Here is an 18,218-nt window from a genome sequence, read left to right as displayed (position 1 = left end):
TCCACCCTCAAAATAGATCTCTTAATTAAGCGAATTGGTATGAGTATAATTTCACACCCTATTAATTTTTTTCAACAACATTAAAAAAAGCGGCCAAGGCCGCTTTTTCAATATCAATTATTCTGAAGGAGGATTATCATCCGCTACTTCATCAATAACCGTATCTACTGTTTCAACGTCTTCAATATCAATTAAGTCACTTTCTGTAACTTCAATCTCTTCTATACGTTGTAAACCAACTACTTGCTCTCCGTCAATAGTTCTGATCAAAATAACACCTTGTGTGTTACGTCCAACCGTTGAAACTTCATTAACGCGAGTTCGTACTAAGGTACCACGATTCGAAATAATCATTATTTCATCGTTGTCATCAACTTGCACAGCACCAACAACAGCACCGTTACGTTCACTCACCTTAATTGATACAACACCTTGTGTTGCGCGGCTCTTAGATGGGTAATCTTCAAGTTGTGTACGCTTACCGTAACCATTTTCAGTTACCGTTAGAATGGCACCGTCAGTTTTTGGTACAATTAACGATACTACGCGTTGCTCGTCTGGCATTTTAATACCACGAACACCTGTAGCAGTACGACCCATTGGGCGAACACCTTTGAAGCGAATCTCAGGGTTACCTTCTTCGTCTAATACTGGGTTGCCGTTTTCATCAACAACTGTTGTTTCTTCAGCTTCTTTGAAGCGTACAACTTTACCTGCATCAGTGAACAACATAATTTCGTTGCTACCATCGGTAATATCAACACCAATCAAGCTATCGCCATCATTTAAGTTAACAGCAATAATACCGCTTGCACGTTGACGACTGTAAGCCGTTAATGGTGTTTTCTTAACTGTACCGAATGCAGTTGCCATAAAGATATATTTATCTTCTGCGTACTCGCGTACTGGCAATATAGCAGTTATACGTTCATCAGCTTCAAGTGGTAACAAGTTAACAATTGGCTTACCGCGCGCTGCACGACTTGCTAGTGGTAACTGATACACTTTAAGCCAATATAAACGACCGGCCGTAGAGAAACATAAAATAGTATCGTGTGTATTTGCAACTAACAGACGTTCAATGAAATCTTCATCTTTCATCTTCGTTGCTGACTTACCTTTACCACCACGACGTTGTGCTTCGTAATCAGACAATGCCTGATACTTCACATACCCTTCGTGAGAAAGCGTTACAACAACGTTTTCTTCAGTAATTAAGTCTTCAAGGCTGATATCGTGAGCCGCTGCATTAATCTCAGTACGACGTTCGTCGCCATACTGCGCTTTAATTTCAACTAGTTCGTCACGAATAACTTCCATTAAACGCTCAGGTGTTGCCAAAATATAAAGTAGCTCAGCAATTAACTCTAATAACGCTTGATATTCAGTTAAGATTTTTTCGTGTTCAAGACCAGTCAACTTGTGTAAACGCAAATCTAGAATTGCTTGAGCTTGTTGCTCAGAAATATAGTATTGACCGTCGCGAATACCTAAATCATCAGCAAGCCAATCTGGACGGGCTACATTATCTTCGCCTGCTTTTTCAAGCATACCTTGTACATGACCTAATTCCCACGGACGTGCAGTTAAAGCAACTTTAGCTTCAGCAGGTGTAGGGGATTTACGAATAAGCTCGATAATTGGGTCAATGTTTGCAAGCGCAATTGCTAAACCTTCAAGCGTATGAGCACGGTCACGCGCTTTGCGTAAATCAAACACGGTACGACGAGTTACTACTTCACGGCGGTGAATAATAAACTCTTCAAGCATTTCTTTTAGATTAAAACACTTAGGTTGGTTATTAATTAATGCAACCATATTCATACCAAACACAGTTTGTAACTGAGTTTGTGAATACAAGTTGTTTAAAATAACTTCGCCTACGTCACCACGTTTAATCTCAATAACGATACGCATACCGTCTTTATCTGATTCATCACGTAGTGCACTAATACCTTCAATTTTCTTATCTTTAACAAGCTCAGCAATTTTTTCAATTAAACGGGCTTTATTAACTTGATAAGGAATTTCGTGAACGATGATTGTTTCACGGCCTGTTTTTTCATCGGTTTCGACGTCGGCGCGTGCACGCATGTACACTTTACCACGGCCAGTTAAATAGGCTTGTTCAATGCCTTTTTTACCGTTGATAATTGCAGCCGTTGGGAAATCAGGACCAGGAATATAATCCATTAACTCTAAAATAGTTAAATCAGGATTTTGAATAAGTGCCAAACAACCGTTCACAACTTCAGTTAAGTTATGTGGTGGTATATTTGTAGCCATACCTACTGCAATACCCGACGAACCATTCACTAATAAATTAGGGACTTTCGTAGGTAACACGTCAGGGATGAACTCAGTGCCGTCGTAGTTAGGAACGAAATCAACCGTTTCTTTTTCAAGATCGGCTAATAACTCATGCGACATTTTTGCCATACGTACTTCTGTATAACGCATTGCCGCTGCTGAATCACCATCAACCGAACCGAAGTTACCTTGGCCATCTACAAGCATATAACGTAGTGAGAATGGCTGAGCCATACGAACTATCGTGTCATAAACTGCACTGTCGCCGTGTGGATGGTATTTACCGATTACGTCACCGACCACACGGGCCGATTTTTTGTAAGGCTTGTTCCAGTCATTACTAAGCTCGTTCATTGCAAACAAAACGCGGCGATGAACAGGTTTTAAGCCGTCACGTACGTCTGGTAATGCACGTCCTACTATTACGCTCATTGCGTAATCTAAGTAGGAGTTTTTTAACTCGTCTTCAATATTGACTGGCAGAATTTCATTGGCGAGATCAGTCATTTGATATCACATTCCTTCAGTATCAGCTCTCAACAACCCGGTATTGGGTATTAAGAGTATTGTTATTATTTCTAACAGCCATGCTATCACAATTAATTTTAATTTACAGGCGCAAAACTTTGCGATTTATCAATTTAGCCCTATATAATGGCCTCAGATTGACGAGGAAGTATTTTATGACCGAACATCAAAATGTAGATCACGCAGAAATAGCAAAATTTGAAGCCATCGCTGAGCGTTGGTGGGACCTAGACGGAGAATTCAAACCTCTTCACGAAATTAACCCGTTACGTTTAGACTTTATAGCAAACAAAACGCAAGGCTTATTCGATAAAGAAACACTCGACGTTGGCTGTGGCGGCGGTATTTTAAGCCAAAGCATGGCGCGTATGGGTGCAAAAGTAACTGGCATCGATATGGGCCAAGAGCCTCTAACCGTTGCTAAGTTGCACAGTTTAGAAACTGGCGTAAATGTAGATTATATAAAAGTGCCTGCAGAAGAGTTTGCAACACAGTACCCTGAGCGCTTTGATGTAATAACGTGTATGGAAATGCTTGAACACGTTCCCGACCCAGCATCTATCATTCATGCCGTAGCCGCACTTGCCAAACCAGGCGCGGACGTGTTTTTTTCAACCCTGAACAAAACACCTAAAGCATATTTATACGCTATTGTTGGCGCTGAAAAACTCTTAAAAATGGTGCCTGAAGGTACACACGACCATAAAAAGTTTATAAAGCCTGCACAGCTTATTGCATGGGCAGAGCAAGCCGGTTTAAAAGTTCGTGCAAGTACAGGGCTTTCTTATAACCCACTATCAAAGCAATATACGCTCAATAGTGACGTTAGCGTAAATTACATACTTTATTTTGAGAAGTTAGCTTAATGGCTAACTCTCAAGCCCCCCTACCCCTTATTGAGTACGATGCATTTTTATTTGATTTAGACGGCACCCTACTCGACACCGCTGATGATTTAGGTGCCGCTTTAAACACAGTCCTTATTAGCAATAAAATAGAACCTGTTAGTAGTGATATATACCGTCCTGCCGCATCTAACGGCGCAGGTGCATTATTAGAGGCTGGTTTTAAAGAATTATGGGCTAAACAACCCCAAAGCGAGCTTATAAAGCAATTAGTTGACGAGTACGCCACAAACATAGCAAATCACACACGTTGCTTCAGCGGAGTTGAATCGTTACTTATCGCCCTTGATCAGAAAAAGATCAAATGGGGGATCATGACTAATAAACCAGGGTTTTTAACCGATCCTTTAGTGGCAGCTATTCCCGCATTAAAAAATGCCAGTGTAGTAATAAGTGGCGACACATTAGCTGAAGCTAAGCCATCACCTTTACCACTGCTACATTGTGCAAAGCTTATGCAGGTAGAACCAAGCCGTTGTTTATACATTGGTGATGCACAGCGTGACATACAAGCAGGCAAAGCGGCAGGTATGCATACCGCAACGGCACTTTGGGGTTACATTCCAAGTATTGATGAAGCCAACAGCTGGAATGCTGATTTTAACTGGCAAAGCCCAATTGATGGTTTTAACCATATATAGTGCTATGTTAATTATTAAACACTATATATTGTGATTGTGTTAGTTTTCACACAAAGCTTGCTGATAAAAAAAGCAGTCAAAATTTATTTTTAAAATGAGTAAATTTAGCAGATCATTAGTTGATTTTTGCATATTTCAACTTAAATGATTGTTCGAAGGTGAGTGTCTACTAACACAAATGCGTTATCCCAAAGTTATCCACAAACAGGGGCAATTATGTCCCTTGCAAAACAACTCAGACCACACTATCTTGTGATCTCTAAATTGAACAACACCAGATATTGTGGCCAAATGTTATTCAATTAAATTCGCCAATACGGTGAAACCTATAATAAATGAGTATGTACCTTGCTTCGGCGAGGCATAAAGCATTGGTCAAAATACATAATTCCCAAGGAATACAGGCAAATGAACCAACAGTTATCTGTAAGCAAACGTGACGGGCGCAAAGAGCCTCTTGATCTGGATAAGATCCATCGCGTCATTGAATGGGCCGCCGAAGGTTTAAGCAACGTTTCGGTTTCGCAAGTTGAATTAAAATCGCACATTCAGTTTTACGACGGTATTCGTACTAAAGACATTCACGAAACCATCATTAAAGCAGCAGCGGATCAGATTTCAAAAGAATCGCCTGATTATCAATACTTAGCTGCACGTTTAGCTGTATTCCATTTACGTAAAAAAGCGTACGGTCAATTTGAGCCACCACGTTTATTTGACCACGTAACAAAAATGGTTGGCGATAAACGCTACGATGCTCACTTATTAGTAGATTACACAGAGCAAGAATTAGACGAGCTTGATGCATATCTTGATCATTCTCGCGATCTTAACTTTAGCTACGCGGCTGTAAAACAGCTTGAAGGTAAGTATCTCGTTCAAAACCGTGTATCGGGTGAAATCTACGAAAGTGCACAGTTTTTATATATTTTAGTAGCAGCGAGCTTATTCTCTGACTACCCACGTGAAACACGCGTTTCTTACATTAAGCGCTTTTACGACGCAGTATCGTTATTTAAAATATCTCTACCAACGCCAATTATGTCGGGTGTACGTACACCTACTCGCCAGTTTAGCTCGTGTGTATTAATTGAATGTGGCGATAGCCTTGATTCAATCAATGCAACGTCGTCAGCTATTGTTAAATACGTTTCACAACGCGCAGGTATTGGTATTAATGCTGGTCGAATTCGTGCGCTAGGTAGCCATATTCGTAACGGCGAAGCGTACCACACAGGTTGTATTCCTTTTTATAAGCACTTTCAAACAGCTGTTAAAAGTTGTTCGCAAGGTGGTGTACGTGGCGGCGCTGCAACATTGTTTTACCCGCTTTGGCATTTAGAGGTAGAGAACCTACTTGTGCTTAAAAATAACCGTGGTGTAGACGACAACCGTGTTCGTCACCTAGATTACGGCGTACAGTTTAATAAACTAATGTACTCTCGTTTAATTAAAGACGACTACATTACGTTATTTAGCCCATCAGATGTGCCTGGCCTTTACGATGCATTTTTTGAAGATCAAGCTGAGTTTGACGCGCTTTACGTAAAATACGAACAAGATGAGTCTATTCGTAAAAAACGCATTAAAGCGATTGAGCTTTTCTCTATGTTTGCGCAAGAGCGTGCAAGTACAGGTCGTATTTATTTACAAAATGTGGATCACTGTAATACACACAGCCCGTTCATTGCTAAAGTTGCGCCTATTCGCCAATCTAACTTATGTTTAGAAATTGCATTGCCAACTAAGCCACTTAATAACGTAAATGACGAAGAAGGCGAAATTGCCCTTTGTACACTGTCTGCGTTTAACTTAGGTGCAATAGAATCACTTGATGAGCTTGAAGAGCTAGCTGAACTTGCAGTACGCGCCCTTGATAACTTACTTGATTTCCAAGACTACCCAGTACCGGCTGCTAAAAATGCAACTATGGGTCGTCGTACACTTGGTATAGGCGTGATTAACTACGCATACTACCTAGCTAAAAACGGTAAGCGTTATTCAGATGGCAGCGCAAATGCATTAACACATAAAACTTTTGAAGCTATTCAATACTACTTGATGAAAGCATCAAACGAGCTTGCTAAAGAGCGTGGCGCCTGTCCTAAGTTTAACGAAACAACGTATTCACAAGGCATTATGCCAACAGATACGTACAAACGTGATTTAGATAAAATTTGTGATGAGCCACTTCATCTTGATTGGGATACACTACGTGCAAATATTAAAGAGCACGGTATGCGTAACTCAACACTAAGTGCGTTAATGCCATCAGAAACATCGTCGCAAATCTCTAATGCAACAAATGGTATTGAGCCACCACGTGGACATATTAGCGTTAAAGCAAGTAAAGACGGTATTTTAAAGCAAGTTGTTCCTGAGTATGAGCGTTTAAAAGATCAATACGAGCTACTGTGGGACATTCCATCAAACGATGGTTACTTGCAGCTTGTTGGTATAATGCAAAAATTTGTAGACCAAACAATTTCTGCAAATACAAATTATGATCCAAATAAGTTCGAAGGCGGTAAAGTACCTATGCAAGTCTTATTAAAAGACTTACTAAGCGCGTACAAACTAGGTGTTAAAACCTTGTACTACCACAATACTCGTGATGGTGCCTCAGATATGCAAGAAGATACTCCAGAAGTGGAAGATGATGATTGTGAAGGCGGCGCGTGTAAAATATAACTGCTGATTTTTATTTTAAGCGGGCATTTAGCCCGCTTTTTCTGATAGTTTTTTGAGTGATAAACATGTCTTATACTACTTTTAGCCGAAACCACAATAACCAAATGCAAGAGCCAATGTTTTTTGGCCAAACTGTAAACGTATCTCGTTACGACCAACAAAAATACCCTATTTTTGAAAAATTAATCGAGAAGCAACTGTCTTTCTTTTGGCGTCCTGAGGAAGTAGATGTAAGTAAAGACCGTTTAGACTTTCAAGCGTTACCCGATCACGAAAAGCATATATTTTTAAGTAACCTAAAATACCAAACTTTGCTTGATAGTGTGCAAGGTCGCTCGCCAAACGTTGCCCTACTCCCTATTGTATCGCTACCAGAGCTTGAAACATGGATAGAAACGTGGGCATTTAGTGAGACGATTCACAGCCGCTCATACACGCATATTATCCGTAACGTAACACAAGCGCCTGAACTTATTTTTGATGATATTGTTAGCAACGATAAAATTAGCGAACGTGCCGATGCCGTAACTAAATACTACGACGACTTAATCAACTCTGTATCGCTTTACAATTTATATGGTGAAGGCAAACACGAGATTAACGGTAAAACTGTTATCGTGAATTTGTTTGAGCTTAAAAAGAAACTTTATCTGGCTATGATGTCGGTAAATATTCTTGAAGCGATTCGCTTTTACGTAAGCTTTGCATGTTCGTTTGCGTTTGCTGAGCGTGAATTGATGGAAGGTAACGCTAAAATCATCAAACTTATTGCGCGCGATGAAGCACTTCACCTTTCGGGTACTCAGCATATTTTAAACATTATGCAAGACGGTAAAGACGACCCAGAAATGGCGATTGTTGCAGCCCAGTGCCGCGACGAAGCGATTAAAATGTTTGTTGATGCTGCAGAGCAAGAAAAAGAGTGGGCTGAGTATTTATTTAAAGATGGTTCAATGATTGGCTTAAATAAGCATATTTTATGTCAGTACGTTGAATACATTACTAATGCACGTATGACTGCCATTGGCTTGCCAGCACAGTTTGAAAACAACAGTAACCCTATCCCATGGATAAACTCGTGGTTAGTGTCTGATAACGTGCAAGTAGCGCCTCAAGAAGCAGAAATTAGCTCATACCTTGTTGGTCAAATAGACTCTCAAGTTGATGCATCAGAATTTGGTGATTTTGATTTATAATGAGTGACAAGTCTACTGCAAGCATAACGCTTGCAGAAAACAGCCAGTGTATAGAATTTACCGCTGGCTGCCCTTCTCTTTTACAGTGCTTAGAGTCCATGAAAATAGACGTCGCATTCCAATGCCGTGAAGGTTACTGCGGCGCTTGTAGAGCAACGTTAGTGTCAGGTAGTGTTGAATATAACGAAGAGCCACTTGCGTTTGTGCGCGAAGGCGAAATACTCCTGTGCTGCTGTAAACCCAATGGCAATGTAAGTATTAATTTAAAGTAGTCTAAACGCTAAATACAGTTTATAAACGCCAATCTAATTGCTTAATACCCGATGACTAGCTCTTTAGCTTATTTACGTATCACTGAACGAGCTTTACACGCATTGAAACTGATGCGCTACGCCCTAAATTATCAACCACTCTTACGTCAAATTCGCCTACTTGCGGGTGCCAGAAAAAAGGCGTATCTCGCTCTACTTTACCAACAAAGCTGTTATCTACAAACCAATATAAAATACGTGAATCTGTATCTGTGATTGCGCTAAAAGGCAGGCCTTCTTGCTTCAATTTACTGGCTCTTATCGTGTAGCTAATTAAATTACTCGGGGATGTAATACTCGGTGCTGAGCCTCGTGTACTCGTGTCATTAATTAAGCATGAATCTAAATAAGGTGGAGGCTGGCGTTTAACAATGCCTGCTTGTTTAAATAATCTGACTAAGTCAGATGGCCAAAATTCATAAACTGCCTTTGTAGTTGTAGATTCAACATACTGACAAGCACGTAATCCCGATACTTTATCAATATAAATTTCACGATGTACATCGGACACTTTAATTGGCGACTTACCTGGAATAAAAAGCCCTTTTTCTGTTTTAGGGCAATGCACATTAGGTAAATCACCTGTTGTTGAACAAATATCTACTTCTGTAATATTTAAACCACCTGGTTTTATATTGCCTTTGATTAAGCCGTAACTATCTAATGAACGTATTATTTCAAAAAATACAGGCGCGGCTGCTTGTCGCCCAATAAAAGATGGGTGCCCTTCTCCTGAGAAATTACCCACCCATGTAGCTAAAACATACGGACCAACAATACCTACTGACCATGCATCGCGAAAAGCAAATGAAGTACCTGTTTTCCAATATACAGGGTATGATTGTCTTCTTTCTTTTTGAAATGAGATTTCATCAACTGCACTATTTTCACTTAGCATTTGTAAAGTCAGGTAGGCTGCCTCTGGGCTGATGAGTTGCTTGATATGATTGTTTTGATTATTTGGGTTGTTTTCGTTAATAACAGTGGCGTCTTTTTTTAATATAACTTCATCCTTATACACCCCTAAATTAGCTAACATGGCGTATAACTTAACGAGCTCTAGCATCGTTACTTCACTGCCGCCCAGCGCAAGCGCTAAACCATAAAACTCTTTGGGCTGAAGCTTTTTAATATCGGCTGCAACGAGTAAATCGTATAGCCCAACTTTTTGTAAGCGATACATCAAATTAACAGCAGGCACATTACGGCTCAGCACTAGCGATTCAGTAGCCGATATAGGCCCTAAAAACTGCTGATCGTAATTCTCTGGTGTATATCCTCCAAAGCGTTTGGGGGCATCTTTTACAAGCGTTAATGGATGAATTAACCCTTCGTCTATAGCAAGCGCATAAATAAATGGTTTAAGGGTTGAACCTGGTGAACGTTTAGCTCTTACACCATTTACTTGACCGCTAATGTCATTATTAAAAAAATCCACAGAGCCTAATTCAGCAACTACTTCCATAGTTTTATAATTTAGTAAAATAGCAGACGTATTACTAAGCCCGTCTCTATGCCTGCGATTAATGTAATTTCTTGCATGGCGCTGAAGTAAGTTTTGTAAATTAAGGTCTATCGACGTTTTATATTCTCCAGGCTTTAGGTGCGGGTACTCGCTTTGTAAATTATCAATAAAATGTGGAGCTTCAAAAGGCAAGTCTGAAGAGGCATATACCTTTATCGGTAATTGCATAGCTGCTAGCCAGTGTTTATCGTCTGGGTGGGTTTCAAGCCAACGAGTAAACAGTTTTTTTCTTGTTTCTAGCAATACCAGTTTAGCCGATTTTTTAATGGGATTTCGTTTGGTTGGGTTTTGCGGGATTAAGCTAAGTAATAATGACTCAGGTAAATTAAGATCAATAGCTGGTTTCTTAAAATAAATTAAACTGGCTGCACCAACACCTTCAATATTTGATCCATAAGGCGCTAAGTTAAAATACGCCTCGAGTATTTGGTTTTTACTGTAGTGTCTCTCAATTTGTAACGCTCGAAGTATTTGTTCTACTTTTCCAAAAATAACATGCGTGTTCATCCCCAAGTGCAACCGAGCTACTTGCATTGTTATTGTTGACGCACCGACTCGGTGACTTCTTTTAATATAGCTAGTATAAAACGCATTTATTAAAGCAATAAAATCGATACCAATATGCTCATAAAAGTCTTGGTCTTCATACAATAAAGTAGCTTGTTGAACGCTCAAAGGGATTTTATCTATTGGCGTCCATAATCTATATCTATCGTCTGCGGCTAAATTTAAACGAAGTAATTTATCACTGCTATCGTAAAAAGCCGTTGAGTAAGCATTGGGCTGGGTAATATCAGGCTTTGGAGTAAACAAATACAACAGCACTGCAAGCAGTGCTGTTGTAAAAAAAGCCATTTTTATTATAAAACTAAGCTTTTTATTTAGCGGCGGTAACATCAAAACGACCCGATTTTGAGTGCGCTTTAATACTTAAATCATACATAGATTCAGCATAAGCCGATGGCACTACAAAGCTGCCAGATGCAGTAGCCTTAACCTTATAAGTAAGCTCAGTCATGCTATCGCCAAAGCTGCCATACAATATAACGCGATCCTCTCGTATATCTTTATAATCAGAGGTCCAGCGATTATAACTATTGCGAACGCTGTCTCTGAGTACTTCAAACCCACCAGGTAGTAAATCAATAACAGCAACATCCGAAATATTTTTACCCGTTGTACTACGCACTCGTAATACAACGTTTAGTTCTTGACCTTGAACAGCGGTGGTTATCACATTACCTTTATCGTCTTGGTATTCTCTGACAACTTCTAAACCATTACTTAATGACTTTTGTGGCACGTTTGTATCAAAACCAGCTTGGCTCATCATGTAAAATGAGCGAGGTGGCGCTAATACATCAAGCGTTTTAACGTCATTTAAAAACGAGGCTTTAGGATAAGGTGTATAGGTTACGTCTAATGCCTTTTTTTCTGCCATTGTCGTTGTTGCCATTATTTTTACATCTTCAGGCTGGGCTTGTGATAACGCAACTTTTGAGTATGCCGTCATAGCAAGTACAGACCAAGCAGACGACAACGTGTTGTAGTCTCCTTTAAAAATAGGGTCAACGACATTAAACAAATCATCTTTAGTTAACTGCTTTAAGCGAGCAGGAAAATGTTTTGATAACAAATAAATATACTGTCCGTCGTGAGCTAAACGTGAGTCGTAAGCGCCCCAATTATCGTGTTGGGTATCTTGCCCAATTTTATAGCTATTGATCAGTGCTTGCGCTTTGTCGCTTGCACGTAATAGCTGATAAGTTGCGCCCATAAACGCGGACGTTATATCTTGTTGCCATACTTTGCTATTACTCGCATTTACACTTTTTTCTAAATCAGATAAGTAATTAGTTGTTACCTCACCTTGTCGTGTTAGCAAATAAATGGCATAAGCGCGGTTTCTGTCATTCGTCTCTAAAGATCCGCTCGCTATACTGCGCACACCTTCAAAACCACTGCTCCACATATCATAAGGTATTGCTACGCCCGCTTCTTTTGCATCTAATAAAAAATGCATAACATAAAGAGAAGAATAAATAGATGCACTAGAATTACCCGGCCATAACATAAATCTGCCATCAGGTAACTGACGTTGACGAAGGGTATCTATTAAGTTGTTTATACGCTCATGTTTATAAGATACATCGCCCATATAACTTGGGTGTTCTAAATAACTCAGCACCGGAAACACACTACTCACTACTTGCTCGGTACACATATGAGGAAAGTTATCTAAATAATTAATAAGACCATCAACAAGCGCTAACGGGCTTTGTGAAGCGGTAATATTATTTTGTGATAAGTTAGGATATAGCTGTCTCGAAACCGCTATTTCTTTTTTACCTGATTCACTAAAGCCACTTTCAAAGCTACTAACAAATGCAACCGCAGGGCGCACACTTAACGTTGCCGTGCGTTGGCTAACATTATCACCCGATAACGCAGTAAATGTAATTGATGCAGCGCCAAGCTTATCAAGCACTTTCACTCTAAACGTTAATGTGTCTTCTGATTTTTCATCAATATTTAGCGTTAATTTTTTATCGCTTATTATTTCAATGTTGCTTGAAGTAAGCGCTTCTACCGTAATTGGCAGTTGTTTACCTGAATCCTCAACGCCATTAGCAATACCAAGTACAATATTAAACTCATCGCCTGGTGCTGCTGTCGTTAATACATTAGGAGTTAATACAAAGGGCCCTTTCACAAGTGTTGTACTTTCTTTAACACCAACACCCTCGTCATTTACGGCAATAGCAATTACACGTACCTGACCCACAAAAGTATCTGGGATAGTAAACGTATGTTTTTTCGTTTTAGCATCAGCCGATAAAATACCAGACCAAAATGCGACTGGTTTTTGTACCTTACGAGAAAACGGGTTAAGTTGCTTGCTCTTGCGGTTCATTGCCATTGAGTCAGCATAACCACCACCCGCAGCTGCAAGCTCTTGCACTAGTTTAAATTCAGGTAAAATAAGATCAACAATTTGCATAGTACTAACTTCTAAAGCACGTTTTTGTAAGAAGTGATTTAACGGCTTTGGCGTCCGATAATTCGCCACTTGTAAAATACCTTCATCTACAGCAAATAACAGAACACGTGAAGGTGATTTGGCACTATATGAAATGACTAAATCGTCACCTGGTTTTACTTTATCAGGTATGTTTACGTCAAAATCTATTGCGCGTTTACTACGATCAATCGCAAATGGTTTAACTGCGTAGCTTAATGGGCTTGTAAATATTTCTTTCGATTCGAGGCTTCGAACAAATGAAACATTAACATACGCATTGCCTTCTATCCCTTGAGGTAACGTTATTGTTTGTATGCTACTTGTTGTTTTACTCTCAAACCATTTAAAAGCGTGTACTTTATTGGTTTCAATTGTAATTAAACCCGAGCCAACATAAGGCGCTACAATACTTATTTCGATTGTTTCGCCAGGTTTGTAATCCGGTTTATTTAATTGAACTTGCAGTTCAGCATTTTTTTCAAGCTTACCCGCTAAGTTACCCGTGCCGGTTATCGTAAACGATACCCTACTGACGGTATTCCCTTTGCCATCAACGAGTTCTATTAAGTAATCACCTGGTTCAGCAGTGGGTAATTCGTAGTTTGCGCCATCTTGTTTAATGTAAAACGGGTTGCTTGATATCTGTTTGTTTTTTCTAACCGATTGGTACTTATAAGTGCCGTTATTTTGTTGCACCAACGTAGATACATATTGTTGTTCTATTAAATTTAGCGATAAATCATCACGAGCTACTTGCTCAGTTTCTGAATTAATATTAATAAATTTTACAACACGTTTTGACTCTTTTGATATGTAGCTTAAATCGCCATCGGCTTTATAACCAACTAACTGCTCAACGGGTGAAACAAGCACCGAGCTGCTTGCACGAACACTTTTACCACCGCCTTCTTCATACCCTTGTACTGCAAAATTTAACTGATAAGTACCTGCCTCATAGCGAGTTAAGTCAATATCAAATTCTGCCTTGCCTTGTTCATCAGTTTTGGTTTCGGTTAATGATTCATAACTGTGTCTAATATTTTTTCCTTCACTGTGGGGATCAGAAAACACATAATCTTTGTATTCATTAAAGTAAAAACCAGCTGGAGATAAATGTAAATCAGCAGTAACACGTCTATTTTGAGCAGGTGTACCAAATAAGTTTTGAAGGCTCACCAATGCTTTAAATTTTGAGCTGTTTACCCACCCCTTTGCAGATGATTGAGAAAATTGACTACTAATTTTCAATCTATCGGGTACAAACTCTTCAACTTTAAACTGAGTACTGCCTAATTGGTCGCGGCTATTATTATTTTTAATAAGTTGGACCGATACATAATACGTTCCGGTATTGGCGCTATTTTGTGTTTTAAAGTCAAAATCAAGCAATCCATACTTATCTAAGCTCACTCGTTTATTATAAACAGTTGTCCCTTTAGGATCGGTAATTATAAGTTCAAGCGGTATATCGCCCAGTTTTGCAAAGTTTTGTTGCTTCACAATCGTGGCAAGTTTAACACTATCGCCTGGTCGATAAATTCCACGGTCAGAAAAAACAAACGCATCTATTTTATTACTACCACTGAGCCCAGAACTTACACCGCCGGTATCAAACCGAGAGTAGTTAACCATTCGAGCATAGCGATTATAAGGAATAAAAGACATGTCACTTTTAGTTTCGACTACAAAAGCAACGGGAGTTTGATCATCAGTAAACCACGTTGTGTTGTCGAAAAATGCGTGCCCCTCAGAATCTGTTTTAGCATTTAAAATAACTAATCCGTTTTTACCCAATAACGACACCTTCGCTTTTGCTACCGGTTTTCCTGTTTCAATAGATTGGACAAATATATCGCGAGATCCATCTGCATTATTTTTTACCAAAATACCTAAATCAGTAATAAGGATAAGTCGTTTTTCTTGGGGGCCATATACGTAATTATCTTCTGTATTTAACGCTTGAGCATTTATAAAAAATAAGCCTAAACCAACTGACTCATTATACTTACTACTCAAATCAATAGATGAATAGACCGCTTTTTTAGGGTGCTCCGATTTTAAATTAACTTGTCTGGTAAAAATTGAACTTATGTTTTCTTCTGTAAAGTAATAATTATTAAATTCTGGATTAGAAATATCACCACTGGTTTGACTTATAAGGTGGTTAATTTGATTGGCTTCTACCCTACCTACTTTAACTTGAAGTGCGTTTACACCGCGGGTCAAAAATGACAATTTATGATCGCCATTTTTTGATAATATAGACCCTTTAGACATAATATTTACTTGTGTCGGATAAGCCGGCGTATCTAAAATAGTGTCGTATTTATTCACCATCCTAAACTCACCCGTCGACTTTAATCCCTTATCAATCGCGATATAAACTTGCTGGTTTTGAGGGGCGTCAAACGTAAAACTGTGTAACTTAGTTGTATCTTGCGCGGTAGGAATCGCATTTAACTTAACTTTTTGAGATTGCTTAAGCACTGCATCAGTAACCTCTCGTGGACTACCGAAGTACTTATAATTACCTTTTGAATCTTTAGCCGGTAATACGTAAGCAGTCGTTTTACTAACCACATCTTGCGATGAAATATCATCTGTGAAGTCTAAAACAAGTGTTTGTTCGGGCTCCCCTTGCGTATTTTTTACCATCAACACATTGGCCGTATTTACTCTAAAAAAGCTATTTACACTTGGGATCAACACGGCGTCTTTAATCTCTACTGTTGTTTGAGAAGGACCCATAACCGGCTTTACACCGTTATTAAGAACAAAATACAGATAGCTTTCGGTATCTTGAATACGTATTTGCTCTGAAGTAATGTAAATCTCTCGTTGATGCTTGTCGTAAGTAACATCAAATTTATATTGTGCGAGTTCGTTCTTGCCATCTTGCTCAAGTGATTGAGTCAGCTTTAAATTATTTTTTATGGTGCTTATATCTGTTGGGTGAGTCGCTTTTAATGTTGCAACCACCTTGTGACTTTTTTTAACGTTAGGATCTTGATAAAAAGCGAGCGAGCTTAGTGTTAATTCAAAGTTGGGAGTTTTAAATACATGCTCATTATCGCTTAGATGTATATCACTTTTAAAAATAGATGAATCAAAACGCACCTTATATTCTTGCCCTGCTGACCAATCTTGTTTTGGGACAAATTTAAGCTGGCTTTCACTATTCCAAGACCACTGTCCAATTAGCTCAGGCGTGACTTTTATACCTGTGGGAATCACTTTGCCAACAAGCGCAAGCTTTGCGACAGAGTAAGACACTGTATCCGTGTTTTCTACATCATCTAAAACGGGAGTAAAATCAATATAAAGCGGTTCAGGGTTTAAAACATCAGATAAAGTGGTAACAGCAGGTGTAGAGTGAGTTGCTTTGTAACTAATTGGCTGTGGTAAGGAAAGAAAAAAACAATAGCCTGCTATAATTAATATCAACATTAGCACGGCGCTAAAAAATGCTGTTTTGCGCTCTTTAGCAAACCTAAGCACATTATTTATAGCAGTAATTAACCATTTCGGTTTATGCCAAATAATGACACCAAATACATTTAAAATAACAAAAAATGTGGTCAGTAAAACCCACACACTGCCAACTGTTTTTTCGGTTACATTTACGTTGCCAAGTAAGCTTGCAACCAAACTAAACAAACCCGTTCCTATGGCTGAAAAAGCAATACTCATAAATAAGCTAGCTATTTTGGGAGCGAGTTTACTTTGTTTAAGATTAACCTCTTTTGGGCTAGCCTCTTTTGAATCGGTTTTTGTATTCACGTTCAAAATCCTTTTTCTTTATACTGCAATATCAATAAATGAGAGAACTCATACTTATAATCTGGTTATTTATATTCTTGTGGGACGAAACGGTAATGCCCCGTAATTTTAAAATCGAAAAGCATGTCGCTTTTTTCAGGTCCTCGACCAATATTATGAACAATTAATGGATTCCCTGTGTCTTTTGCTAACTCATTCACAACCATACCAATGTGCGGCAAATTACCTGGCAGCATCCACGTTACAATGTCACCCGTTTTATAGTCGTTCACGTTACTTGATTTAGCGAGCACTTGGCCATGATTTTTAAAGTAAGCCTGTAAGTTTGGCACACGGCGGTGGTCTATATTTTTATCCGGTTTGGTTAAACCCCAAATACGCTTAGAGGGATATAGCTCAAAGCTTTTTAACATGTCCTCATGCACAAGCTTTTGCAAATCAATACCTAAAAGTCGATATGATCGAATAACTACATCGGTACACACCCCTACATTAGCGGGCACATCGCCACCCGGATAAGTAATAGAGCGATAAGACCCATCGTAGGTAACGTTATGTGTTGTTCTTTCAAGTAACGCAGCCACAATATCGTCATCAAACGATGCCGCATAGGCATTTACACTAAGTAAGCTCAGTAAAAAAACAGTAAAGCGTGTCATATGCAATCCTTTGAAAATGTTAATTAACTACAACGCTTGAACCACGAGTTCAGGCACGTTTATTTTCTTGCCATTATTTGTAAAGTGCTTATCAAGACCATACGCCATGACTTCAAGTGGCGCAGCTGCATAACCAACCTGCTGAATTTCGGTTATGTAACGCAACATAAAAGCCCCTGCACCAAGTTCACTCCATTGGGCTACGTGAACAAGTTCATGAAAATGCACAGCTAAATTATCAGCTACGTAAGGAAGCATGTAATAAGTGTTTTTGTATGTAGTACCTGCGGCATCCATGTCAATAAAATCGTCTAATCCCATTTCACGCAAAAAAGGAAAGTTAGGTTTGGGTATTTCATCGACAATAACGTAAAAGGCATTTTTTAAAAATTCGACAGGATAAAACCCTGCAAACTCACTAGCAAATTTCTCACAGCTAATTCTTTGGGTTTTATATTTAATATTTGTTGCATCAATCCATTGTTCTATTTGTTCGAGCACGTCCTTCCTCCAAAATACTCACTTAACATTGTATAAATGTTGTAAGCCAACAACTCAATTGTAACAAAAGTAAATTAACGAATCTCTTTTTAAAGTACAAAAAGCTGCTAAAAAACCACTTACCCTCTAATCAACTATATATTTGGTAA

At 39.0% G+C, this 18,218-nt stretch carries 10 protein-coding genes; 5 read left to right on the top strand and 5 right to left on the bottom strand.

The genetic code is table 11. The features are described from left to right. Positions 1 to 117: 117 nt before the first annotated feature. A complete protein-coding gene (gene gyrA / locus I6F47_RS12300; RefSeq protein WP_121954985.1) occupies positions 118 to 2,817 on the bottom strand; it encodes a DNA topoisomerase (ATP-hydrolyzing) subunit A in 2,700 nt (899 codons plus the stop codon). Between the two features lie 176 nt (positions 2,818 to 2,993). On the opposite strand from gyrA, the gene ubiG reads away from it, so the two are divergent. The 5 genes from ubiG to yfaE all read left to right on the top strand — a co-directional run bounded on the left by ubiG (position 2,994) and on the right by yfaE (position 8,543). Continuing rightward, entirely contained in the window at positions 2,994 to 3,704 is a 711-nt protein-coding gene (gene ubiG, locus I6F47_RS12295; RefSeq protein ID WP_008171708.1) for a bifunctional 2-polyprenyl-6-hydroxyphenol methylase/3-demethylubiquinol 3-O-methyltransferase UbiG, read from the top strand. Then, positions 3,704 to 4,384: an HAD family hydrolase gene (locus tag I6F47_RS12290; protein WP_165721554.1), complete on the top strand. Its 681-nt coding sequence runs from the start codon at positions 3,704 to 3,706 to the stop codon at positions 4,382 to 4,384. The genes ubiG and I6F47_RS12290 overlap by 1 nt, the downstream gene beginning before the upstream one ends. 408 nt (positions 4,385 to 4,792) lie before the next feature. Continuing rightward, positions 4,793 to 7,075: a class 1a ribonucleoside-diphosphate reductase subunit alpha gene (nrdA, locus tag I6F47_RS12285; protein ID WP_010552863.1), complete on the top strand. Its 2,283-nt coding sequence runs from the start codon at positions 4,793 to 4,795 to the stop codon at positions 7,073 to 7,075. Between the two features lie 65 nt (positions 7,076 to 7,140). Continuing rightward, the gene (gene nrdB / locus I6F47_RS12280; protein ID WP_007583038.1) at positions 7,141 to 8,271 is read left to right on the top strand and encodes a class Ia ribonucleoside-diphosphate reductase subunit beta; all 1,131 of its coding nucleotides are present in this window, start codon (positions 7,141 to 7,143) and stop codon (positions 8,269 to 8,271) included. Then, a complete protein-coding gene (gene yfaE / locus I6F47_RS12275) occupies positions 8,271 to 8,543 on the top strand; it encodes a class I ribonucleotide reductase maintenance protein YfaE (RefSeq protein WP_007583035.1) in 273 nt (90 codons plus the stop codon). Before nrdB ends, yfaE begins: the two co-directional genes overlap by 1 nt. Positions 8,544 to 8,622: 79 nt before the next feature. On the opposite strand, the gene pbpC is transcribed toward yfaE, so the two are convergent. The 4 genes from pbpC to I6F47_RS12255 all read right to left on the bottom strand — a co-directional run bounded on the left by pbpC (position 8,623) and on the right by I6F47_RS12255 (position 18,069). After that, complete coding sequence (gene pbpC / locus I6F47_RS12270; protein WP_231609219.1) at positions 8,623 to 10,962, bottom strand: penicillin-binding protein 1C; 2,340 nt, start codon at positions 10,960 to 10,962, stop codon at positions 8,623 to 8,625. Positions 10,963 to 10,984: 22 nt separating this feature from the next. Then, a complete protein-coding gene (locus tag I6F47_RS12265) occupies positions 10,985 to 16,909 on the bottom strand; it encodes an alpha-2-macroglobulin family protein (protein ID WP_197183944.1) in 5,925 nt (1,974 codons plus the stop codon). Positions 16,910 to 16,974: 65 nt separating this feature from the next. Continuing rightward, the gene (locus I6F47_RS12260) at positions 16,975 to 17,568 is read right to left on the bottom strand and encodes a DUF1287 domain-containing protein (RefSeq protein WP_165743582.1); all 594 of its coding nucleotides are present in this window, start codon (positions 17,566 to 17,568) and stop codon (positions 16,975 to 16,977) included. A 27-nt stretch (positions 17,569 to 17,595) separates the two neighbouring features. Next, positions 17,596 to 18,069: a hypothetical protein gene (locus I6F47_RS12255; RefSeq protein ID WP_197183943.1), complete on the bottom strand. Its 474-nt coding sequence runs from the start codon at positions 18,067 to 18,069 to the stop codon at positions 17,596 to 17,598. Positions 18,070 to 18,218 lie beyond the last annotated feature (149 nt).

It is taken from the genome of Pseudoalteromonas sp. NZS37 (genome assembly GCF_015864265.1).
GTDB lineage: Bacteria > Pseudomonadota > Gammaproteobacteria > Enterobacterales > Alteromonadaceae > Pseudoalteromonas > Pseudoalteromonas arctica.
The sequence above is the reverse complement of the archived record's forward strand: the minus strand, read 5'-3'. Positions and strand labels throughout refer to the sequence as shown.

Bases quoted from the DNA above. Each gene is read 5' to 3' on its own strand.
- gyrA (WP_121954985.1), bottom strand. From the start codon at position 2,817: ATGACTGATCTCGCCAATGAAATTCTGCCAGTCAATATTGAAGACGAG.
- nrdA (WP_010552863.1), top strand. From the start codon at position 4,793: ATGAACCAACAGTTATCTGTAAGCAAACGTGACGGGCGCAAAGAGCCT.
- nrdB (WP_007583038.1), top strand. From the start codon at position 7,141: ATGTCTTATACTACTTTTAGCCGAAACCACAATAACCAAATGCAAGAG.
- I6F47_RS12260 (WP_165743582.1), bottom strand. From the start codon at position 17,568: ATGACACGCTTTACTGTTTTTTTACTGAGCTTACTTAGTGTAAATGCC.
- pbpC (WP_231609219.1), bottom strand. From the start codon at position 10,962: ATGGCTTTTTTTACAACAGCACTGCTTGCAGTGCTGTTGTATTTGTTT.
- I6F47_RS12290 (WP_165721554.1), top strand. From the start codon at position 3,704: ATGGCTAACTCTCAAGCCCCCCTACCCCTTATTGAGTACGATGCATTT.
- ubiG (WP_008171708.1), top strand. From the start codon at position 2,994: ATGACCGAACATCAAAATGTAGATCACGCAGAAATAGCAAAATTTGAA.
- yfaE (WP_007583035.1), top strand. From the start codon at position 8,271: ATGAGTGACAAGTCTACTGCAAGCATAACGCTTGCAGAAAACAGCCAG.